Below are 23,229 nucleotides of genomic sequence, written 5' to 3' on the forward strand. Positions count from 1 at the left end.
CCTAAGATCCAAACACCACTCTCCGCTACGACGCGACATCCTACACTCTCAGGCCTCGTTGTTCAGACCTTCCCTAGCCAAGGATGAACTCTGGATGCTTACTTATCCGGGCTAGAGTAGCGTCGCGGACGAAACAAATTACCCATTGACTGTCAAACCGCCCTCTTTTGAAGCTAGCGGTGTCCACGCTCTTCGCGTGCGCGCACGCGGCGGTCGAATAACAGCGCGCTGACCACGATGCCCAGCCCCAGAAAGACGCCGAGCAGGAACAACACCATCGCGATTGCCGGGTAGCCCCACAGCTTCAGGCCGGTTTCGATGCGCATCATCTGCGCCGATGCCATGATCAGCGCGGCAGTGACGATGCCTGCGGCAACGCGATTGGCAATCTTCTGCAGGCTTTCCATCAGATGCGATTCTTCCAGCCCGGTCACGCGCATCTGCAAGCGATTTTCGGCAGCCAGCGACAGGATCTCCGACAGGCGGCGCGGTCCTTCGCGCACCAGATGCTGCAGTTCCATCGCCTCGCTGGCCAGGTTGGCAGCAGACAGGGATTTTTTCAGGCGCGCCCGCATCACGTGCTGCAGATGGCGCTCCACGATGCGTCGCGTATCCAGGGTGGGCGACAACGCGCGGCACACGCCTTCCAGATTCAGCAGGGTCTTGCCGAGCAGGCTCAACTCCGGTGGCGTGCGCAGGCCATTCGCGGTGGCGATGCGCACCAGATCCAGCACCACGCGGCCTTCGGAGGTGGCGTCGTGGGCGGCATAGCGCGCGATCATCTGCCCGGTTTCGCGCTGGTAGCGCTCTTCGTCGTAATCCTCCAGCCGCGTGCTGAGCGCGATGGTCTCTTCAGCCACTTCTTCGCCGCGCCCGTCGACGGCGGCGAACAGCAGCTTGAGCAAGCGCTCGCGCAAGCGCGGCGGTACATGCGCGACCATGCCCAGGTCGAAGATGGCCAGACGTCCGTCCTGCAGCACGCGCAGGTTGCCCGGATGCGGGTCGGCGTGGATTTCGCCATGCACGAACATCTGGTCCAGATACCCTTTGACCAGTTCGGCCGCCAGGTTGTCCATCGGCTGCTCGGTGCGGCGCAGGCCGGAGATCTTGTCCACGCGCACGCCTTCGGCCAGCTGCATGGTCAGCACCTTGCGGCTGCTCAGGTCCCACACCGGTTGCGGCACCCACAACAGCGGGAACGGCTTGAGATGCTTGCCGAAGCGCACCAACGTTTCGGCTTCGTCTTCGTAATTGAGTTCTGCGCGCAGGGTCTTGCCGAACTCGCCCAGCCAGTCGGCAAAGCGCACGCGGCGGCCGATGCCGGTGAGGCGGTCGGCGGCGTTGGCAAAGCTTTTGAGCACGTCCAGGTCCGAACGCACCTGGGCGGCCACTTCGGGCTTCTGCACCTTGATTGCCACCGGTGTGCCGTCGCGTAACGCGGCGCGGTGCACCTGCGCCAGCGAGGCGCAACCCAGCGGCACCGGGTCGAAAAACGAGAATGCCTTGTTGACCGAGACTCCGAGCTCTTCCTCGATGGTCTGGCGGATGCGCTCCACCGGCACCGAGCTGGTGTTCTCCTGCATGCGCTCCAGTGCGGTGGCGAACTCCGGCGGCACGATGTCCGGCCGGGTGGACAGCATCTGGCCCAGTTTGACGAAGGTGGGGCCGAGCGATTCGAGGTCGGAGACGAACTGGTCCGGGGTGCCTTCGGCGGGCACTTCGTATTCGTTGATCGCCGCCGGGTCCAGATTCATGCCGGCGAACACGCCCGAGCCGCGATAGCGCAGCAGCAGGCGCAGGATCTGCGTCCGCCGGCTCATGCCGCCCACCACGGCGTTCTCTGCCGGGGCTGCGGCCTGGGCCGGGGCGCGGTGCGGGTCGTTCGGACTCAAGGCCATCTCCGGGGCGTCGTGCAGGCGGCGAGTGTGGCCAGCGGCGGGTCGTCGCGTGGTGAATCCGGGCGCTCCCACGCAACGCCGGCAAGCCTGCTCAAGGCTGGCGTGAACGGCCGCACGCCTACGCGCAGCGACGCCTGCATCGCCCTGTCAACGGCACGCAACGACCGTGCGATGGCTGCTCATCACCCCGCGCGGGCGTTGAATCGGCGAGAATTCACGGCCACCCAAGAAGGATCTCTGCATGGCCGGTGCCAGCCTGTTCACCCTGCTCGACGACATCGCCACGCTGCTGGACGACGTTTCCATCCTGACCAAGGTTGCGGCCAAGAAGACCGCTGGCGTGCTCGGCGACGATCTGGCGCTCAATGCCCAACAGGTCACCGGGGTCACTGCCGACCGCGAGTTGCCGGTGGTGTGGGCGGTGGCCAAGGGTTCGCTGGTCAACAAGATGATCCTGGTGCCGGCGGCGCTGGCGATCAGCGCGCTGGAGGCCTGGCTACGCGGGCGCGGCTACAACGTGCCATTGGTGATGCCGCTGATGATGATCGGTGGTGCGTATTTGTGCTTTGAAGGCGTCGAAAAGCTGGCGCACAAGTTCCTGCACAACGATGAAGAAGAAGCGCAGCGGCATGCCGAGCGCACCCGCGTGCTGGCCGACGAGACCGTGGATGTGGTGGCGCTGGAAAAGGACAAGGTGAAGGGTGCGGTCCGCACCGATTTCATCCTGTCGGCGGAGATCATCGTGCTCACCCTTGGCTCGGTAAGTGGAGCGCCCTTTGAACAGCAGGTTTTGACTGTAGTGGCGATCGCATTGGTCATGACAATCGGCGTTTATGGCTTGGTTGCAGCCATCGTAAAGTTAGACGACCTGGGTCTCTATCTAAGCAAGAAGGGCGCGGCATTGGCTGCGTTTGGTCGCGGCATTCTTATTGCCGCGCCTTGGCTGATGAAATTCCTATCAGTTGCTGGCACGGTCGCGATGTTCTTAGTCGGTGGTCATATCTTGGTCAAGGACACCCCGCTCCTGCACCATCTGGTCATGAACTTGGCCAAGTCCGCCGGCGGCATGGGCTGGCTGGTCGAAGCGCTGGGCAACATGCTGGTGGGCCTGGTGGCCGGCGCGATCGTGCTGGGTGCGGTGATGCTGTTCCAGAAGCTGCGCGGCAGCAAGAACGTGCATTGATCGTGTGCCTTGGCCGATTGCTGAGGCGGCAAGCGAAGTGATGTGGACGCTGTCGATCACGTCTATGCGCTTGCCTGTGGCGCTTGCTAGACTTACACCAGGGCGCGTGTGCGGTGTGGGCCAGGTGGGCTGATTGCGCTGGCATCGCCATGTGTCGGACTGGTTTGGCCAGTTCCTGTGACAGACAATCGATGGGAGGCAGCATGCAGGAGCGGATCAACGATCGCGGGGATGCAGGCGGCGCTGCGCCCGCATCCCCGCAGACAGACTCGGCAAAAGCAACCAACGATACGCACGCCGCACCGACCCGCGCGTGCGCAGCGATCGGGCGCAGGCGCTTTCTGAGTTTGGGGCCGGTGGCAATTGCTGCAAGCATGACCGGTACGCCGGCGCGGGCAGCGTTCCCCGAACACCGCCAGATGCGGGCCACCTGGGTGACGACTTTGCTCAATCTTGATTGGCCAAGCGCGGCGTCCTCGCGCATCGCCGATCCGGTCGCACGCGTCATGGTCCAACAGCAAGAACTGCTGACGATTCTCGATCAGGCGCAAGCGCTGCATCTCACGACGCTGATCTTTCAGGTCAAGCCATGCGCCGATGCACTCTACCGCTCGCAGATCCTGCCGTGGTCGCAGGTGCTGACAGGCGTGTTGGGGAAAGACCCAGGTTTTGATCCATTGGCGTTCTTGCTCCACCACGCACATGCACGTGGCATCCAGGTCCATGCCTGGCTCAATCCTTACCGTGTTTCGACCAACATCAGCCCCGCCACGCTGGAGATGTTGAGCGCTGCATCGAGCGATTCCCCGCCCAGCGTGTATGCGCAGCATCCCGAGTGGGTCGGGGTGGCCGCCGACCGGCTGGTGCTTGATCCAGGCATTCCCGCTGTGCGTCGCTGGCTCTGCGCCGTGGTGGCAGAGTTGATTGTCCGTTACAACGTGGATGGTGTGCAGTTCGACGACTATTTCTACAGCGAAACTGCCCAGTCCCCACTGGACGACGCACAGACCTATGCGCGCCACGGAGCAGGTTTTGCCGACAAAGGCGATTGGCGACGCGACAACACCTATCGCTTGATGCGCGATGTGGGCAGGACCATTCGGGCGATCCGGCCAGGCGTGGCGTTCGGGGTCAGTCCTGCAGGCGTCTGGCGCAATCGGCAGGACGATCCTCGCGGATCGGACACGCAGGCAGGTGCGCCCTCGTTCGATGTCGCCTATGCCGATACCCGGCGCTGGGTGCGCGAAGAGCTCATCGATTACATCGTGCCGCAGATCTACTGGCCGTTTGCACGGCAAATCGTGCGTTACGACACCATCGCGCGCTGGTGGGCCGACACCGTCGGCAACGGGCGTGTGCAGCTCTATATCGGCATGGCGCTGTACAAGGTAGGTACCGCCAACGTATTGGAGCCGGACTGGACGGTTGCAGGCGGTGTTCCTGAGATCGCCCGCCAGTTGGATCTCAACGCCGCATTGCCGCAGATCCGTGGATGCATGCTGTTTCGCCATGGATTCCTGGCCCAGCCCCAGACCGCGCAGGTCGTGGATTACCTGAAGCTGCGTTGGCAGGGGGATTAACCGGCGTTGATGACCCGGTTCTTGCCGGCTGCCTTGGCGTCGTACATGGCGCGGTCGGCGCGGCGGATGACCTCGTCCTGCGTCTCGTCGGTGCTGCGCAACGCGACACCGGCGCTGAAGCTGACGAAGACGCGCACATCGTCATGCAGCAGCGAGCGTTGCGACAATGCACGCTGCAGGCGGATCACCGCCGCGCTGGCTTCGAAAATGGTCGAGTCCGGCAGCAGCAAGACGAATTCTTCGCCGCCGAAGCGGGCGATGGCATCGGTGGTGCGCAGCACGGCCTTGGCCACGTCCACCGTATGGCGCAGCGCCGCGTCCCCGCCGGCATGGCCGTGGGTCTCGTTGAGGCGGCGGAAATCGTCCAGGTCCAGCATCGCCACGCACAGCGGCTGGCCGCTGCGCTGGGTGCGCACCGCCTCGCGCTGGAACAGTTCTTCGAAGCCACGCCGGTTGAGCGCGCCGGTCAACTGGTCTTCGCGCACCAGGCCGGCAACGTCCTTGAGCTCCTGTTCGAGCGAGGCGATGCGTTGTTCGGAATCTTCCACCTGCCGCCGCGCCGAGAGCAGTTCGTCGCGCGCCGCCAGCGCCTGCGCCTGCACACCGGCGGTGTCCTGCAGCAGATCCTGCAGCAGCCGGTTGAGGTCGGGGATGCCGCGCGCTTCGCCGATCGCCTGCGAATAACCGGCCACGCGGTCGTGGTATTCGCCGGTGCTGGTGGCCATGCCATCGAGCCGGTCGACGAAGGACACCATCATCTCGCGCATGGCGGTCTTGGATTCGGCGATGCCCTGCTTGAGCAAGCCTTGCTTGTAGATCACCTCGCGCAAGGTGCCGCGCGCCTGTTCGATGGAACTGACGTCCAGCGGGCCGGAAATCAGCTGCCGCACCACCGAGATCTGGCCCTGCAACCAGCTGCGATCGTCGAGGAGTTCGCCGACGTTCTCCAATAATAGGTCGAACAAGCCCAATAACAGGTTCTGTTGTTCGCTGGCATCTTCGGCGCGCAGGCCGATCTGGTGGCTGAGCTCGCGCAGGCGCTGTTCCAGCGTGATGAGCTCATGGCCGGGGCGCCAGTGACGCAGGGCCGAGGCCAATGTCTGGGCCTCTTCGGCCAGCTCCGGGCTACGTTGCAACAGGGTGGCCAGGGCATTGCCCAGCGCGTGACGCAGCAGGTCGCGCAGCTGCTCGGCCTCGGTGCGGCCTTCGGCCAGCGAATCGCCGATGTCGATGGTGCGGATGTACTTGTCGATCAGCTGACGCAAGGCACGGCCATAGCCGGGCCAATCGCCAGCCGCATATGCCGCGCTCAGGCGCACGCCCATGTCGCCGAGCTCGCCGTGCAGGCTGGCGATGCCCTCGGCGAACGCGAGCAGCAGCGCCTCCGGATGCGCTGCATGCGAAAACAGTCGCATCAACAAGGCGGTGGCGGCGGCTGGATCGTGTGCGCCGGACCTGGCTTTGGCCGGCACCAGCTGATGGGCGGCCAGACCCTGCCCGCTGCGCTCGCCGTTGATCACCGTCGGCAGGGTAGCGGCGCTGCGCGCGGTGTCCGCGCCGGCCCAGGGTAACAGGCGGCGCAGCCCGCCCCGTGGGCGGCTTGTGTGTTCGGGCTGGTCTGCCATGCGCCAGGGTCTCTAAATGTCTTGTGCTAACGCTCGTTATCGGCGCGCAAATGGGGCGCTTGAGCAAGCCGGACCGCAGCGTGCCGCGCCAGCATGTAGCGACAAACGAAGCGAGGTTGCGATAGGCGACCCAATGGCATCAATGAACAAGTTATCCAGAGGATGGCGAAACGCGGCCGCACTCCCGCATTCGGTGCACTTCGCCGCCTGTGCACCGATACGGGGATGTCATTGCACTGCAATGTGGCGCTTATGCCTGCACGCATGCGTGAACCTGCATAACGAAATGCGGCTGTCGCAGAAAAGTCAGCACGTGTTCACGCATATTTTATTTGGTCGGGGTGTAGATTCATCAGCAAGGACGACGTGGAGTACGCGCGTTGTCCACGCTCCTCATTCGTAGCAAGTCGTCTGGCTGAATCGGCAGACGGTGGTTTCCGCTTCGCCGTTTTTCCGTCCCCACCCACATCACGACGGACGTTTGATGGTTGCCATGATGCCGCTTCACGCTACTACCGCACGATTAGAGCGCAGCACGATGCTCCCGACTTTGAAGAAGAGCGGGCGACCGCGCGATGCGCGTGGCCGTTTCATCCGTCACCACGAGCGCTTGCCGGTCTCGTTGGCAGACACGCGCGGCGCCTTGTTCGTGGTGTCGGAGATGGCGGACTTCATCAAGGCCGGCGGCCTGGGCGATGTGGCCGCTGCGCTGCCGCGCGCGCTGCGCCACCGCTACGACGTCCGCGTGCTGATCCCCGGCTACCGCGCCGTGCTCGAGCGCGCCGGCAAGGTGGAGATCGTCGGCCGCGTGTTGGCGTATGCCGCGCTGCCGGCCTGCGACATCGGCCGCATCGTGCAGTCCGACGGGCTGCCGATCTACATCCTGTTGTCCAAGGAACTGTTCGAGCGCGACGGCTCGCCGTATGTGAGCACCAGCGGTTCCGAATTCGAAGACAACGCGATCCGCTTCGCCACCTTGTCGCATGCCGCCGCGCAGATTGCCGCTGGCCATGCAGGGCTTGGCTGGAAGCCGCGTCTGCTGCATCTGAACGACTGGCCGTGCGCGCTGGCGGCCGGCTATGTGCGCTGGTCCGGCGGCACCACGCCGTGCCTGCTGACCATCCATAATCTGGCCTACCAGGGCCTGGTGCCGTATTCGATGGCGTCCGCGCTGGGCATCCCGGCCGAGCGCGTGGCCGAGCTGGAGTTCTACGGGCAGATGTCGTTCCTGCGCGGCGGCATCGTCAACGCCGACCACGTCAACACCGTCAGCATCAGCTATGCCAAGCAGATCACCGGCCCGGCGCAGGGCTGCGGGCTGGATCGGCTGCTGGCCGGTCGCGCTGCCAAGGGCGCGTTGACTGGCATCGTCAACGGCATCGACGCCAGTTGGGACCCGCGCACCGATGCGTACCTCGATTCGCACTTCAGCGTGAACCAGTGGCAAGGGCGCCAGGCCAATGCGGCGCAGGTGCGCAAGGCATTCGGGCTGCGCGAGAGTACCGGCCCGCTGTTCGCGGTGGTTTCGCGGTTGGTGCACCAGAAGGGCCTGGACCTGATCTGCGAGGTTGCCCCGCAGATCGTGGCGGCCGGCGGCCAGATCGCGGTGATCGGTGGCGGCGAACCGGAGATCGAACGCCAGGTGGCCGAGCTGACCCGGCGCTATCCGGGCCAGATCGGGGCCTTCATCGGCTTCGAGGAACGCCTGGCGCGGCGCATGTTCGCCGGCGCAGATTTCCTGCTGATGCCCTCGCGCTTCGAGCCCTGCGGCCTGAGCCAGATGTACGCACAGCGCTTCGGCTGTCTGCCGATCGCCCATGCCACCGGCGGGCTGATCGACACCGTGGATGACGGCGTCACCGGTTTCCTGTTCCAGCATGCCAGCGTCGAAGCCTTGCGCCGCTGCCTGGAGCGCGCCTTCCGCACGTTCCGCCTGCCCAGCCTGCTGGCGGCCATGCGGCGCGCGGCCATGCTGCGTCCCAGTGGTTGGGACGTGGCGGGCAAGAAATACCTGTCGCTGTACGAACACACCGCTGCCACCGCGCCCGCGCTCGCGACGGTGTCATGAGCGAACGGCAAGGCGGGCAGGAGCAGGGCAAGGAAACAGACGGCGTGACCAGGGACGGGATCTCGGAGATGACGCAGACCCTGCAGGCACTGGCCGATGGCTTACCGGCCGACGCATTTGCGGTCCTCGGACCGCACCCGCTGGCCGATGGTCGTCGGCAGGTGCGCGTGCTGGCGCCGGGCGCCGAGGCGATGGGGGTCATCGACCCGCGCGGCAAGTTGCTGGCACGCATGCAGGCCAGCCCGATCGACGGCTTTTTCGATGGCACCCTCGCGGTCGAAGGGCCGTACCGGTTGCGTATCGTGTGGCCGGACATGGTGCAGGAGATCGAAGACCCGTACGCCTTCGCGGCCACGCTGGACGAATCGCTGTTGCTGCAGATCGCCGCCGGCGATGGCCAGGCGTTACGCCGCGCGCTGGGTGCCCGGCATCTGCACTGTGGCGATGTGCCGGGCGTGCGCTTTGCGGTGTGGGCGCCGCATGCGCAACGCGTGGCGGTGGTCGGCGACTTCAACGGCTGGGACGTGCGGCGGCATCCGATGCGCCAGCGCATTGGCGGCTTCTGGGAGCTGTTCCTGCCGAGAGTGGAAGCCGGCGCCCGCTACAAGTACGCCGTCACCGCAGCCGATGGGCGGGTGCTGCTCAAGGCCGATCCGGTGGCGCGGCAGACCGAATTGCCGCCGGCCACGGCCTCGGTGGTGTGCAGCGACGCCACCTTCGCCTGGACCGATGCGGCCTGGATGGCCAACCGCGCCCCCGGCGCCGTGCCGGCGCCGCTGTCGATCTACGAAGTGCATGCCGCGTCCTGGCGACGCGACGGACACAATCAGCCGCTGGACTGGCCGACCCTGGCCGAGCAGCTGATTCCCTACGTACAGCAACTCGGCTTCACCCATATCGAATTGCTGCCGATCACCGAGCACCCGTTCGGTGGTTCCTGGGGCTACCAGCCGCTGGGCCTGTATGCGCCCACCGCGCGGCACGGGAGCCCGGACGGGTTTGCGCAGTTCGTCGATGCCTGCCATCGCGCCGGCATCGGCGTGATCCTGGACTGGGTCAGCGCACATTTCCCGGGCGATGCACACGGGCTGGCGCAGTTCGACGGCGCTGCCCTGTACGAGCATGCAGACCCGCGCGAAGGCGTGCATCGCGACTGGAATACGTTGATCTACAACTACGGTCGGCCGGAAGTGACGGCTTACTTGCTGGGCAGCGCGCTGGAGTGGATCGACCATTACCACCTCGACGGCCTGCGCGTGGATGCGGTGGCCTCGATGCTGTATCGCGACTACGGCCGTGCCGAAGGCGAGTGGGTGCCCAACGCGCATGGCGGCCGCGAGAATCTGGAGGCAGTGGCGTTCCTGCGCCAGCTCAACCGCGAGATTGCCGCGCAGTTTCCCGGCGTGCTCACCATTGCCGAAGAATCCACCGCCTGGCCGGGTGTGACCGCGGCGATCAGCGATGGCGGCCTGGGCTTCACGCACAAATGGAATATGGGCTGGATGCACGACACGCTGAGCTATATGCAGCGCGATCCGGTCGAACGGGCGCATCACCATAGCCAGCTCACCTTCGGGCTGGTGTACGCATTCGATGAGCGGTTTGTATTGCCGTTGTCGCACGATGAGGTCGTGCACGGCACCGGTGGCCTGCTCGGGCAGATGCCGGGCGACGACTGGCGCCGTTTCGCCAACCTGCGCGCGTATCTGGCGCTGATGTGGGCGCACCCGGGCGACAAGCTGCTGTTCATGGGCGCCGAATTCGGCCAGCGGGCCGACTGGAACCACGACCAATCGCTGGATTGGCATCTGCTCGACAACGCGCGCCATCGCGGCGTGCAGCAACTGGTGGGCGATCTCAACGCCGCGTTGCGCCGCACGCCGGCGCTGTATCGCGGCACCCATCGCGCCGACGGTTTCGACTGGAGCGTGGCCGACGATGCCCGCAACAGCGTGCTGGCCTTCATTCGCCACGATCCCGACGGCGCCGCCCCCCTGCTGGCGGTGAGCAACCTCACCCCGCAACCGCATCACCACTATCGCGTGGGGGTGCCGCGTGCCGGCATCTGGCGCGAGATCCTCAACACCGACAGTGCCCATTACGGCGGCAGCAACCTCGGCAACAGCGGTCGTCTTGCGACCGAGCCGCTGGGCATGCATGGGCATGCGCAACGCCTGCGCCTGACCCTACCGCCGCTGGCCACGATCTACCTGCAAGCGGAGAAATAACGATGAATCAGCGCAACGCAATCCCACCGGCATGGGGCGCCTGGCCGGCGGGTGAGGGACAGGTGCGCTTTGCACTCTGGGCACCGGAGGCCAAGCACGTGGACGTGGTCTTCGACGACGGCGCGCGCAACGCGCTGCAGGCCGGACAGGACGGTTTTTTCAGCGCCGTGATCGACTGCGCAGCCGATGCACGCTACCGCTACAGCATCGACGGCGGCGAGCCTGTGCCGGACCCGGCCTCGCGCTGGCAGCCCGAGGGCGTGCACGGCCCCAGCGCGGTCCAGTCAACCGATGGCTACGCTTGGCAGAACACCCAGTGGCAGGGGCGGCCGTGGGACGAGGCGGTGATCTACGAGTTGCATGTGGGCACCTGCGGCGGCTATGCCGGTGTGCAGGCGCAACTGCCGCAGCTGGCGGCGATGGGCATCACCGCCATCGAGCTGATGCCGCTGAGCGCGTTCCCCGGCGCGCACAACTGGGGCTACGACGGCGTGCTGCCGTATGCGCCGGTGGAAGCCTACGGCACCCCGGACGAACTGAAGGCCTTGATCGATGCCGCGCACGGGCATGGCCTGATGGTATTGCTGGATGTGGTCTACAACCACTTCGGCCCGGACGGGAATTACCTGCACAGTTACGCTGCGCCGTTCTTCAACGAAGACAAGCCCACCCCGTGGGGTGCAGCGATCGATTTCCGCAAGCCGCCGGTGCAGCGGTATTTTCTCGACAACGCACTGATGTGGCTGCACGAATACGGCTTCGACGGGCTGCGTCTGGACGCGGTGCATGCCATTTCGCCGAACGCATTCCTGGATACCTTGCGCGAGACCATCGAGGCCAGTTTGCCGGTCGGCAGGCATGTGCATCTGGTGCTGGAAAACGAGGCCAACCAGGCCTCGCAGCTGCAACGTGGCTATACCGCGCAATGGGACGACGACTTCCATAACGCCTTGCATGTGCTGCTCACCGGCGAAGAAGAAGGCTACTACGCCGCGTTTGCCGACAAGCCCACCGACCACCTTGCGCGCGTGCTTGGCGAAGGGTTTGCGTATCAGGGCGAGCCGGACCCACGCGGGCATGTGCGTGGCGAACCCAGTGGTGCGTTGCCGCCTCATAAATTCGTCGTGTTTGCGCAGAATCACGACCAGATCGGCAACCGCGCGCGCGGCGAGCGGCTAAGCGTGCTGGTGTCGCCGCAACGCTTGCGCGCGGCCTTGGCGCTGACCGCACTGACGCCGATGATTCCGTTGTTTTTCATGGGCGAACCGTGGGGCGCCAAGCAGCCGTTCCTGTTCTTCACCGACTTCGGTCCTCCGTTGGACGACGCGGTGCGCGAAGGGCGTCGGCGTGAGTTCGCGCACTTCGCCGCGTTCGCCGACGAAGCCCAGCGCGCCACCATTCCCGACCCGAACAGCCATGCCACCTTCGCGGCATCGCGTTCGCCGATCGAAGACGCCACCCGGGGCGAAGGTGTGCAGTGGACGACCTGGTTCACCGCGCTGCTGGATGTGCGTCGTCGCTGGCTGGTGCCGGGGTTGGCGCAAGCGCGCGCCGTACGTGCCAGCGTGCTTGCCGATGGCGCGGTGACGGCCACGTGGGAATTGCCCGATGGGCTGTGGCATATCGCCTTCAACGTCGGCACCCGGCCAGTACCGCTGCCGCCGCGGCGCGGACGTGTGGCGCATGTGGAAAACGTCGCTGCCGATGCGCAGGAACTGCCGGTCGATGGCTTCATTGCCTGGCACGAGGCGCAGGCATGAGTGTGCGCGACCCGGGCGGGGACGACCTCAACACGCTGGCCGCGGCGGCCGGCGTGATGGTGGATTGGGTGGATGCCAGCGACCAGCCGCGGCAGGTCTCCGCGCAATCGGTGCATGCAGTGCTCACCGCCTTGGAGTTGCCCGCAGCCACGGCTGCGCAACGCGCCGATAGCCTGCGTCGCTGCCAGGCGCAGGCCGCCGAGCCGGCACCGCTGCTGACCGTGCAGGTGGGCGAGCCGCTGCCGTTGCGCATGACGGCACATGCCAGTGGCCGCTGGACCGACGACAGCGGCGCCAGCGAAGACGCACGTGCCGATGCGCAAGGGCACGTGTGCGCTCCGCAACGTTTCGGTTACTGGACGCTGCAGATCGGTGCGATCACCCAGCAGGTGGCCGTGGCGCCGCTGCGCTGCTTCAGCGTTGCCGATGCCTGCGGCCAGCCATCGCCGCGCGCCTGGGGCATGGCCCTACAGGTGTATTCGGCACGCAGCCTGGACGATGGCGGCATCGGCGATGCCGCCGGCACCGTGGAATGGCTGCGGCATGCGGCATTGGCCGGCGCCGATGCGTTGGCCCTGAGTCCGGTGCACGCGTCGCGCCCGGTGACGGGCGGTTACAGTCCGTATTCGCCCAGCGATCGGCGTTTTTTCGATCCGTTGCACGCTGCGCCGGTGCGCATCCTGGGCGAACCGGCACTGGAGACGATCAACACCGTGCCCGGCCTGCGCGAACGGTTCGATACCTTGCACAACGGTGCATTGATCGACTGGCAGGCCTCGGCGCATGCCAAGTGGGAATTACTGCGCCAGTTGTACACCCGCGTTTCGCCCGATCACCCTGACCTGGTCGCCTTCCGCAACGCAGGCGGCGCGGCGCTGGAGGGCTTTGCGCGGTTTGCCGCGCAGGATTTCGGCGACAACGATCCGCAGTTGCATGTGTTCACGCAATGGCTGGCCGCGCGCAGTTGGTCCGATGCGCAGCGCGAGGCGCACGAGCGCGGCATGAAGATCGGTTTGATCGCCGATCTGGCGGTCGGCTTCGACCCCAACGGCGGCGAAGCCGCTGCAGCGGCCGACACCGTGTTGCGCGGGCTGGTGCTGGGCGCGCCACCGGATGCCTTCAATGCCGATGGTCAGCATTGGGGTATCGGCGCGTATTCGCCCACGGCCTTGCGGCGCAGTGGCTACGCCCCGTACATCGCGCTGCTGCGTGCGGTGCTGCGCGACCGCGGCGGCATCCGGATCGATCACGTCCTGGGCCTGATGCGGCTGTGGGTGGTGCCCGATGGCGCCAGCTCCAACGAAGGCGCGTATCTGGCCTACCCGTTGCACGATCTGCTCAATCTGCTGGCGCTGGAATCATGGCGGCATCGGGCGATCGTCATCGGCGAGGATCTGGGCGTGGTGCCGCCGGGCATCCGCGAAGAACTGTCGCGGCGTGGCGTGATGGGCATCGATGTGTTGATGTTCACCCGCAACGACGATGGCGCGTTCGTTTCGCCAGCGCGATGGCGCGCAGATGCGATTGCCACCACCACCACGCACGATCTGCCGACGCTCACCGGTTGGCGCGAAGGGCGCGATATCGACTGGCGGCGCAAGCTGGAATTGATCCAGCCTGCGCAGGCCAGCGACGATTCCAAAGCGCGCATCAAAGACGTGGCACGGCTAGAGGCTGCCGTCGAGCACGCCGGCCTGAGCAGTGCGCAGGACCCGCTGCTGGGCGCGCTGCGTTTCACCGCCACCAGCGTCTCGCCATTGGCCTTGTTGCCGGTGGAAGACGCGCTGGCGCTGGACGAACAACCCAATCTGCCGGGCACCGTCGAAGTCCATCCCAATTGGCGTCGACGCTTGCCCGATCCCTTGCCGCATGCGCGCCTGACCACTGCGCTGCAGGGCTTTGCCGAGGCGCGTCGCGTCGCGGCCGTTTCGGAACCGCATCCATGATCGATCTACGCGCCACCGCCCGCCTGCAGCTGCATGCCGGTTTCACGCTGCACGATGCGCTCGCGCAAGTGCCTTACTACGCCGGGCTGGGCATCAGCCACCTGTACCTGTCGCCGACCGGCACTGCCGTGCCGGGGTCCACGCACGGCTACGACAATATCGACCCGACCGTGGTCAACCCCGAGCTCGGCGGCGAAGACGCACTGATCGCCTTGTCGCATGCCGCGCGCGAACACGGCATGGGCCTGATCGCCGACATCGTGCCCAACCACATGGCCACGCATGCGCAGAACGCGTGGTGGTGGGATGTGTTGCGCAATGGCCGCAGCGCCAAACATGCCGACTGGTTCGATATCGATTGGCGCGCCCCGGGGCGCGATGGCAAGGTGTGGCTGGCGGTGCTGGATCGCCCGTATGCCGCTGCATTGGCCGAAGGCTTGATCACATTGGTGATCGAAGACGACGGCAGCGCCGCATTGGCGCATTACGACCAGCGCTATCCGATCCGTCCGCAGACGCTGGACATCCCGGAACACGCCGCACAGGCGCAGTGGCTGCGCGACTACAACGACGGCGCCAAGCGCGGCGATGGCCGCCTGCACAAATTGATCGAACGCCAGCCGTATCGCTTGAACTGGTGGCGCGTGGGCAACGACATGCTCAACTACCGCCGCTTCTTCGATATCACCTCGCTGGTGGCCTTGCGCGTGGAGTTGCCGACGGTGTTCGACGCGGTGCATGCATTGCCGCTGCGACTGGTCGCCGAGGGGCATCTGGATGGCCTGCGCATCGACCACGTAGACGGACTCACCGACCCCACCGGCTATGTGCGCAAGTTGCGCAGCCGGCTGGACGCGGCCGGCCGCACCCGCGGGCTCAAACCCGGCACGCTGGGCCTGTATCTGGAAAAGATCCTCGCCCCCGGCGAGCACCTGCCGGCCGACTGGCCGTGCGATGGCACCACCGGTTACGACTTCATGGACCAGGTCGGCGGCGTGCTGCACGACGCGGCCGGCTTCAAGCCGTTGGCGCGTGCCTGGCAGAGGGTGAGCGGACGCAGTGGCGATTTCGCGCAGGAAGAACGCACCGCCCGCGATGAAATCCTGCGCGGCCCGTTGCAGACCGAATTCAATCGCGCTGTCGGTGCGTTGTCGGCGTTGGCGCGGCTGGATCCGCCGACGCGCGAGTTCAGCCCCCAGATGCTGGCGCGCGGTTTATGCGTGTTGCTGCGCTGGTTCCCGGTGTACCGCACCTATGCCGGCAGCAAGGGCATCACCGGCAGCGAAGCGGAACGTTTGCGCGCCACTGCCGCACGTGCGCGCGAAGGCATGCCGGAATCGATCGTCGCGGCCGTGGATGCGATCGAGCGCTGGTTGCTCGACGATGCCGGCGCCGACCGTGCGCAGATCGCCTTGCGGCGCATCCTGCGCCGTCGTGTGGAACAACTGTCCGCGCCGCTCAATGCCAAGTCGGTGGAAGACACCGCGTTCTACCGGCATGGCGTGCTGCTGTCGCGCAACGAGGTCGGCAGCCACCCGACCCATTTCGCCAACGAAGCGGCAGATTTCCATGCGCAGAATCTCGAGCGCGCCAAGCACTACCCGCGCGCGCTGCTGGCCACCGCCACCCACGACCACAAGCGCGGCGAAGACCTGCGCATGCGGCTGGCGGTGCTGTCCGAGCAGCCGCGGTGGTGGGTCGAACAGAGCGCTCACTTCGATGCCTTGGCCGACACGCTGGAAGCGCCGGCGCTGGCCGGCGGCGACCAGCAGATGCTGTGGCAAACCCTGGTGGCCGCGTGGCCGCTCGGCCTGGGGGCAGACCAGACCGAGCCGCTCGCCGACTACGCCGAGCGCATCGCGCAATGGCTGCTCAAGGCGGTGCGCGAAGCCAAGCTGCACACCAGCTGGACCGATGGCTCTGCCGACTACGAACAGGCCGTGCAGGCCACCGTGGAGCAGGTGCTGACCAGCCGCGCCGGGTTGCCGCTGCGGCGCGCGCTGCTGCGTGCCAGTCACCATATCGCGGCGGCCGGCGCGCGTAATTCGCTGGTGCAAACCACCTTGCGCCTGACCGTGCCCGGCGTGCCCGACCTGTACCAGGGCACCGAAGGCTGGGATCTGTCGCTGGTGGACCCGGACAACCGCCGCCCGGTGGATTACGCCCAACGCCAGCAATGGCTGCAGCAGGCGCGCGAGGTCACCACACTGCTGCGCAGTTGGCGCGATGGCGCAGTCAAAGCGCGCCTTACTGCGCTGTTGCTGCAATTGCGCCGCGAATATCCTGGGCTATTTGCGAAGGGCGACTACCAGCCGTTGAGCGTGTCGGCTGGTGGCGATGCGCAGGTGTTGGCATTCCGCCGCCAGTACCGCGGACAGTCGCTGGTGGTGGCCGTCACGCGGCTGGGCGCTGGCGCTGAGGGCGAGGGCGATCTGCCGTTGCTGGTGGCGCCGGCGACCTGGGGTCAGGCGTCGTTGGCCTTGGGCGAGGGCACATACCGTAATGTGCTCGACGGCAGCACGCTGCAGTCGCAGCGCGGCCGCGTGGCGCTCTCTACGCTGTTTGCGCGTGCGCCGATGGCCGTGTTGTTGTCCCAAGAAAATTGACCCCGAGAGAACGTACGCAATGAATGACACGGAACGGCAGGCGCGGCTTGCCCAGTTGGCACGGGAGATCTGGGAAGCGGAGGGCCGCCCGGACGGGCACGCGGACCGCCACTGGGCCATGGCCGAGCGGTTGGTCGATGCCGAAGAACGCGCGGGCGAGCAGGCCGCCGAGTACGCGGCCACACCGATCGCTGCACGTCAGTAACGGCGTGTGTGGCAGCGTGCAGGGGTCGGTCTGCAGACCGACCCCTGTTCTGCGGATCGCTCCGCCAGTGCAAAATCGCGCACCGTTTGCGTTCACCGTTCTAAGGAGTCACCGATGGCCACTCGCAAGTTCACCCAGCGCTCGCGCATCCGCGAAGGCCGTCCCAACCCGCTCGGTGCCACCTGGGACGGATTAGGCGTCAACTTTGCGCTGTATTCGCGCAATGCCACCCGGGTGGAACTGTGCCTGTTCGACGACCGTGGCCGCGAGCAAGAGCGGATTGCGCTACCCGAGTACACCGACGAGGTCTGGCACGGCTATCTGCCCGACGCACGTCCTGGCCAGTTGTATGGTTATCGCGTGCATGGGCCGTATGCGCCCGACGCCGGCCACCGCTTCAACCACAATAAATTGCTGCTGGACCCGTACGCCAAACAGATCGTGGGCGAACTCAAATGGGCGCCGCATCTGTTCGGCTACACCATCGGACATCGCGACAAGGACCTCAGCTTCGACCGCCGCGACAGCGCCGCGTTCATGCCCAAATCTGCGGTGATCGACCCGGCCTTCACCTGGGGCCAGGACCGTCCGCCGCAAACGCCGTGGACCCGCACGGTGATCTACGAGGCGCACGTGCGCGGCTTGAGCATGCTGCACCCGGCGGTGCCGCAGGAAGAGCGCGGCACGTTTTCGGCGCTGAAGACCGACGAATTGATCGACCACATCAGCTCCCTCGGCGTCACCGCAGTGGAACTGCTGCCGGTGCACGCGTTCGTCGACGACCAATATCTGCTGGAAAAAGGCTTGCGCAATTACTGGGGCTACAACACGCTGGGCTTTTTCGCGCCGCAGGCGCGTTACATGTCCACGCGCACCGTGGCCGAGTTCAAGCAGATGGTGGCGCGGTTGCATCACGCCGGCCTGGAAGTGCTGCTGGACGTGGTCTACAACCACACCGCCGAAGGCAATGAGCTCGGCCCCACGCTCTCGTTCAAGGGCATCGACAACGCCAGCTATTACCGCCTGGCCGACGATCGCCGCTTCTACATCAACGATACCGGCACCGGGAACACGTTCGATCTCACCAATGTCGGCGCGCTGCGCATGGTGATGGATTCGCTGCGTTACTGGGTGCAGGAAATGCACGTGGATGGCTTTCGTTTCGATCTGGCCAGCATTCTTGGGCGCGAGCGTTATGGCTTCGATCCATCCGGCAGTTTCTTGGATGCCGTGCGTCAGGACCCGGTCCTCAGCCAGACCAAGTTGATCGCCGAGCCATGGGACATCGGCCCCGGTGGCTATCAGGTGGGCAATTTTCCGCCGGGCTGGGTGGAATGGAACGACAAGTTCCGCGACAACGTGCGTGCGTTCTGGCGCGGCGACGGCGGCCAGCTGGCCGAGCTGGCCACGCGCCTCACCGGGTCTGCGGATCTGTTCAACCGTAGCGGCCGCAGGCCGACCGCGTCGGTCAACTTCGTCACCGCGCATGACGGTTTTACCCTGCGCGATCTGGTCAGCTACGAAGGCAAGCACAACCTGGCCAACGGCGAAGATGGCAGGGACGGCAGCGACCACAACATCTCGTGCAATTACGGTGTGGAAGGCGAGACCAACGACCCGGCGATCAAGCAGCTGCGTCGCCAGCAGATGCGCAACCTGCTCGCCACCTTGTTGTTATCGCAGGGCACGCCGATGCTGCTGGCCGGCGATGAGTTCGGTCACAGCCAGAACGGCAACAACAATGCGTATTGCCAGGACAACGAGCTGACCTGGATCGACTGGACTGCCGCCACCAAGGCCGCTGCCGCCGACCAGGCCGCATTCGTGCGCCGATTGATCCGCATCCGGCAGCGTTATCCGTTGCTGCATCGCGCACGCTTCTTCGACGGCAAGTTCGACGAAGCGCTGGGCTTGAAGGATCTCACCTGGCTGGCACCGGACGGGCACGAAATGGACGAAGCCGGTTGGCACGACCCGGAAGCGCGCGCGCTGATGCTGCGCCTGGATGGCCGCTCGCCCACCACCGGCCTGCGCGAGATCGCCGCCAACGTCACCTTGCTGATGCTGATCAACGCCGCATCCACCCATGTGACGTTCACGCTGCCGGCCATGCACGACGAACACTGGCGCGTGCTGGTGGACACCGCACGCCACGGTGGCCGCGTGGTGGCCGGCGGTAGCGAATGGAAGGCGCCGGCGCATTCGCTCACTTTGCTGGCAGTGGAGCGCGACCGTGTGGTCAGTAGTGCGCGCATCGTCTCCGAAGGTGCGCGCTGATGACCGGAGTGGCCTGATGGATGTGTTGTTGGCAGGGGCGACCGGTCTGGTCGGCAAACAGGTGTTGCAGCAGTTGCTGGCCGATACGCGTTGTACCGGCGTGGTCGCGATCACGCGGCGGCCGCTCACGCAGATCCATCCCAAGCTGCGTAACCAGGTGATCGATTTCGAGCGCCTTTCCAGCTGGACCGCACCGCGCATGGAAGCGGCCATCTGCGCGCTGGGCAGCACCATGAAACAGGCCGGCTCGCGCGAGGCCTTCTATCGTATCGATCACGACTACCCGATGGCGCTGGCGCGCGCCGCCTGCGCGCAGGGCACCTCGGTGTTCGTGCTGAACTCGGCGGCCGGCGCCAACGCGCAATCGCGCATCTTCTACAACCGTGTCAAAGGCGAACTGGAACGCGACCTGCGTGAGATCGGCTTTCCCTCGCTCACCTTCGTGCGGCCCGGTTTGATCGGTGGCGAGCGCGAAGAGCGCCGTACCGCCGAACATCTCGGCAGCCTCGTGCTTGGCGCGCTCGGCCCGCTGCTGCCATGCCGCTATCGCATCAACCCGGCCGAACGTATCGCCGCCGCCATGGTGAGCGCCGCGCTGGCGCCGGCGCGTGGGGAGCACAGCGTCGAGGCTGCGGAGCTGGTAGGTTAGCGATAGGCGTCTGCCTAGGTCAGGATAACGCTAAGAGGACAATGGTCTTGCCAGACTCGTAGTCGTAGCAAATCTCAACGAGTCCGTTCGAAAAATCGGCTGCTTTGCTGAGATGCAGCGGAGCTCTGGTTCCTGATAACCTTGCTCTATCCGCGACAGGTTCGCCAGAAGGAAACGGCTATGCATTTGTTGATGAAAGGGACTTTGGTTTTGTTGGTTGGCGCATTGTGCAGTTGCACCGCGCCTGCAGGCAGCGGTGGAAAAGAGCCGCAAGCGTCAACAGCGCCTTTAGCAGCTGCGAGTTCAGCAAAGATTCGGGAAATTCTGGTGGTGACCAAGGGAAGTGGGGCCACAACCCAGCACCGGTCCGAGCCGGTGGGTCCTGACTCACCGATTTCAGTCACAGTGTCAGTCACCCATTCTGGGTCCGAGGTGCTATCTATTTCGCTTCGGTTGATCGATCTAAAGAATGGTCAGGTGCTAGATGAGAAGGTTCAACGGCTAGCCGCTAATAGTGATTCGGTGTACTTCGAGTTCAGGCCTGCTCAGCCTTGGTCGGAGGGTCGCCATTTGTTGGAAGCGCGCCTTGGTAAAACTGGAAAAGTAGTTCAGCGCGAGTTTGACGTAGTGCAGAGCCAACCTGCTGCTGCGAAAGTCGACGCTAAAACTTAATGTGTGTTGTGTGGCAGGTCTTCCAGTGCATGCAGGAATGCGTGCAAATCTTTCTGTTCTCCCGCAGTCAGTGAGATCGGCGTGCCGCGCGCAAGGCTGCGGTAATAGATCTCGCGTTGGATCGCCTCTTCAAGGCTTCGAACGCTACCATCGTGCATATACGGTGGCGTGCGGGTGACGTTGCGTAGCGTTGGTGTGCGGTAGGCCGCCAAGTCATTGCCTTGGCCGCTGATTGCAAATCGTCCTAATGCGGCAATGTCAGGGTCTGACAACACTAGCGCAGCTACTGGGACACCCTGCTCTCGCTTGGTTTTAAAGGACTCAATGGTGGTGGCGACTTGTCCAGCCATCCGATCCATCCCGACGTTGGAATGGTGAAACTGATTGTCCGTGAAAGCGGCCGGTGCTCCCTCCAATGCGTGACATGAGGAACATTCAGCTTTACCACGGAACACATCAAGGCCGCGCCGCTCTTCCATTGTCATGGCAGTAGTGTTCCCCGCGACAAAAGCGTCATACCGGCTGCGGCCAGTGGTCACAGAAGCTAGGTAGGCCAGGATGGCGCTTGAGATGCGTTCCTGATCGACACGTTCATCGCCAAACGCCGCCTGAAACTGTGTTCGGTAGTCCAATTTCTGTGACACCGCCTTGATCACCACACTCATATCCGGTTGAGCCATTTCGGCCTCATTGGTGAAGGCAGCTACCGCTGCTTGGTCAAGCCGCTCCTCGCGACCATCCCAGAAGAAGTGAGTGAAGTGAGGAAGATCCAACAAGCTCGGCACGTTCCGCGTGCCGGTCCGCTGACCATAGACAGTAGGGACCGCGACGTCTTGGGCAAACGCTTTGTTTGGGTCATGGCATGAGGTGCAGGCCAGGGTCTGACTTGCACTGAGGGTTGTATCTCGAAACAAAGTCTCACCCAAGTCGGCCTTAGCCTGAGGGCCTTTCCCTTGGTCCAGATCCAATCCGGCCAGCCATCTCACTGCTAGCAATGGCAGGGCAATGGCCAAGACGATGTAAATGATGACGTTTCGCGACATTTTTCTTGATTTCAAAGATTGAACAGGGTATTAATATCAGCCACAAAAATCTAGCCCCGAGCTAATCGCTCAATGGATCAAAGGAAGCCTCATGGAAGGGCGATTGACCTCGTATCGCGGGCGAGCAATGGATATGCGTTGGTCTAAGCGGGCTTCACTTGGCTTCTGGCGCGCAGGTAAAGTACTCCTGCTAGTGTTATTAATGCTTTTGTCGATGGTGTCGTCAGCCGCCAACTATGTCTATGACAGCAGCGGCAAGTTGGTTGCCGTCAGTGACGATGTCGGCGCTAGTGCTCGATACATTTACGACAGCATAGGCAATCTGCTCACCGTAGATCGATTCGCTGCAGGGCAATTGGCAATTTTCACCTTCAGTCCGGGGCGTGGCGCTCCAGGCACGACCGTCAAGATCAAGGGCCAGGGCTTCAGTACGACTTCCACACAAAACACGGTCAAGTTCAATGGTGTTGTCGCCACGACGGTAGCTGCGACCGTCAACGAGATAACCGCCACTGTTCCTGCCGGCGCTACCACGGGACCCATTTCAGTGGCGGTCGGCACGGGCGTAGCCACAAGTCCGGTAAATTTCGTCGTTGATGCCGCTGCGGCGGTTCCGACGATCACATCCGTTGCTCCTACTTTGGTGGCAGTTGGCGAGCAGGTTGCGATTGCGGGTAAACAGTTGTTGCCTGTGATAGGGCAAACCTCGACGTTGCTCAACGGACGGGCGGTCGCTACATCAAGTTCGTCTAACACGCAGATCGTTTTCCCAGTTCCGGCCAAGGTCGGCAGCGGCAAGGTAACGATTATTACGCCCTATGGTTCGGCCACCAGCAGTCAGGACGTGGTAGTGGCCCCCACAGGTGTTGAAATCGCAAATATCGAGTCTGTGAAGCGGCTAACGCTCAATGCTGCCGCGCAGACCTTGGCGGTCAACGCAACCGGGAAGGCAGTTGCTGTGCTGTATGACGCCGCTGTGGGAGATTTTCCAAGCCTGCAGTTCAGTAGCCTCGGGACAGTGACCGTCGACTACACTGCGTATGGTCCAGCAAACACCAGCATCGCTTCTGGCTCGGTTTCTGCGACAAGTCCAACTGTCCATTTGCCTAGAGTTGCGGTTGGCGGAACTTATTTGCTGCTATTACGTCCTGTCAGCGCGCCTGCCACTTGGAAGCTGGCTTTGGAAAAAGCGCCTCTGTTATCTACTAATGGTGCTCAGTTGTCGCAGGCGTTGTCTGCCGCCGGACAAAGTAAGCGAATTTTGTTTACCACGACGGCAGGTCAAAACCTTGGTTTGGGATTTAGTGACCTGGTCGCACCTAATGCTTCATACGTGTATCTGCAGGTCAACAAACCTGATGGTAGCTATGCTGCCTATCAGTATTGCTATGTGAGCGGCAATGGCTGCCAGACGAATTTGGTTGACACAGTAGCCGGCACCTATAGCGTGATCGTCGATGCGCCTTATAACGGCGACCGGACGATGAGC

General features: G+C 64.4%; 15 protein-coding genes. 12 read left to right on the forward strand and 3 right to left on the reverse strand.

Going from position 1 to position 23,229, the window contains the following annotated elements:
* Positions 1-173 precede the first annotated feature (173 nt).
* Complete coding sequence (locus XBLMG947_RS09795) at positions 174-1,898, reverse strand: ABC1 kinase family protein (protein WP_065468169.1); 1,725 nt, start codon at positions 1,896-1,898, stop codon at positions 174-176.
* Between the two features lie 241 nt (positions 1,899-2,139).
* Between XBLMG947_RS09795 and XBLMG947_RS09800 the strand changes: the two genes are divergently transcribed.
* Together XBLMG947_RS09800 and XBLMG947_RS09805 are read left to right on the forward strand one after the other, a co-directional pair.
* Complete coding sequence (locus tag XBLMG947_RS09800; RefSeq protein WP_065468170.1) at positions 2,140-3,081, forward strand: DUF808 domain-containing protein; 942 nt, start codon at positions 2,140-2,142, stop codon at positions 3,079-3,081.
* Between the two features lie 203 nt (positions 3,082-3,284).
* Entirely contained in the window at positions 3,285-4,661 is a 1,377-nt protein-coding gene (locus XBLMG947_RS09805; RefSeq protein WP_083993005.1) for a glycoside hydrolase family 10-like protein, read from the forward strand.
* On the opposite strand, the gene XBLMG947_RS09810 is transcribed toward XBLMG947_RS09805, so the two are convergent.
* Entirely contained in the window at positions 4,658-6,286 is a 1,629-nt protein-coding gene (locus tag XBLMG947_RS09810; protein WP_065468173.1) for a GGDEF domain-containing protein, read from the reverse strand. The genes XBLMG947_RS09805 and XBLMG947_RS09810 overlap by 4 nt on opposite strands.
* Positions 6,287-6,770: 484 nt before the next feature.
* Between XBLMG947_RS09810 and glgA the strand changes: the two genes are divergently transcribed.
* From glgA to XBLMG947_RS22595, 9 genes are all read left to right on the forward strand, one after another.
* Positions 6,771-8,354, forward strand: coding sequence for a glycogen synthase GlgA (glgA, locus tag XBLMG947_RS09815; RefSeq protein WP_065468175.1), 1,584 nt, complete (start codon positions 6,771-6,773; stop codon positions 8,352-8,354).
* The gene (locus XBLMG947_RS09820) at positions 8,351-10,582 is read left to right on the forward strand and encodes a 1,4-alpha-glucan branching enzyme (protein ID WP_065468177.1); all 2,232 of its coding nucleotides are present in this window, start codon (positions 8,351-8,353) and stop codon (positions 10,580-10,582) included. The genes glgA and XBLMG947_RS09820 overlap by 4 nt, the downstream gene beginning before the upstream one ends.
* A 2-nt stretch (positions 10,583-10,584) precedes the next feature.
* Positions 10,585-12,342, forward strand: a complete 1,758-nt coding sequence (gene treZ / locus XBLMG947_RS09825) for a malto-oligosyltrehalose trehalohydrolase (protein WP_065468180.1) — start codon at positions 10,585-10,587, stop codon at positions 12,340-12,342.
* A complete protein-coding gene (locus XBLMG947_RS09830; RefSeq protein WP_065468182.1) occupies positions 12,339-14,288 on the forward strand; it encodes a 4-alpha-glucanotransferase in 1,950 nt (649 codons plus the stop codon). Before treZ ends, XBLMG947_RS09830 begins: the two co-directional genes overlap by 4 nt.
* A complete protein-coding gene (gene treY, locus XBLMG947_RS09835) occupies positions 14,285-16,894 on the forward strand; it encodes a malto-oligosyltrehalose synthase (protein ID WP_065468184.1) in 2,610 nt (869 codons plus the stop codon). Before XBLMG947_RS09830 ends, treY begins: the two co-directional genes overlap by 4 nt.
* 19 nt (positions 16,895-16,913) lie before the next feature.
* On the forward strand, positions 16,914-17,099 hold the full coding sequence (locus XBLMG947_RS09840) for a DUF2934 domain-containing protein (RefSeq protein WP_065468186.1): 186 nt from the start codon (positions 16,914-16,916) through the stop codon (positions 17,097-17,099).
* Between the two features lie 114 nt (positions 17,100-17,213).
* A complete protein-coding gene (gene glgX, locus XBLMG947_RS09845; protein ID WP_065468188.1) occupies positions 17,214-19,376 on the forward strand; it encodes a glycogen debranching protein GlgX in 2,163 nt (720 codons plus the stop codon).
* A gap of 16 nt (positions 19,377-19,392) precedes the next feature.
* Positions 19,393-20,025: an NAD(P)H-binding protein gene (locus XBLMG947_RS09850; protein ID WP_065468194.1), complete on the forward strand. Its 633-nt coding sequence runs from the start codon at positions 19,393-19,395 to the stop codon at positions 20,023-20,025.
* 180 nt (positions 20,026-20,205) lie between these two features.
* A complete protein-coding gene (locus XBLMG947_RS22595; RefSeq protein ID WP_139074382.1) occupies positions 20,206-20,697 on the forward strand; it encodes a hypothetical protein in 492 nt (163 codons plus the stop codon).
* On the opposite strand, the gene XBLMG947_RS09855 is transcribed toward XBLMG947_RS22595, so the two are convergent.
* Positions 20,694-21,755 (reverse strand): cytochrome-c peroxidase, encoded by a 1,062-nt coding sequence (locus XBLMG947_RS09855; RefSeq protein WP_245228146.1) that lies wholly within the window; start codon positions 21,753-21,755, stop codon positions 20,694-20,696. The genes XBLMG947_RS22595 and XBLMG947_RS09855 overlap by 4 nt on opposite strands.
* Before the next feature lie 76 nt (positions 21,756-21,831).
* Here XBLMG947_RS09855 and XBLMG947_RS09860 point away from each other — a divergent pair.
* On the forward strand, positions 21,832-23,229 hold a 1,398-nt coding region (locus XBLMG947_RS09860), incomplete at its 3' end, for an IPT/TIG domain-containing protein (protein ID WP_209437474.1).

The sequence above is a fragment of the Xanthomonas bromi genome (assembly GCF_900092025.1).
GTDB classification, from domain to species: Bacteria; Pseudomonadota; Gammaproteobacteria; order Xanthomonadales; family Xanthomonadaceae; genus Xanthomonas; species Xanthomonas bromi.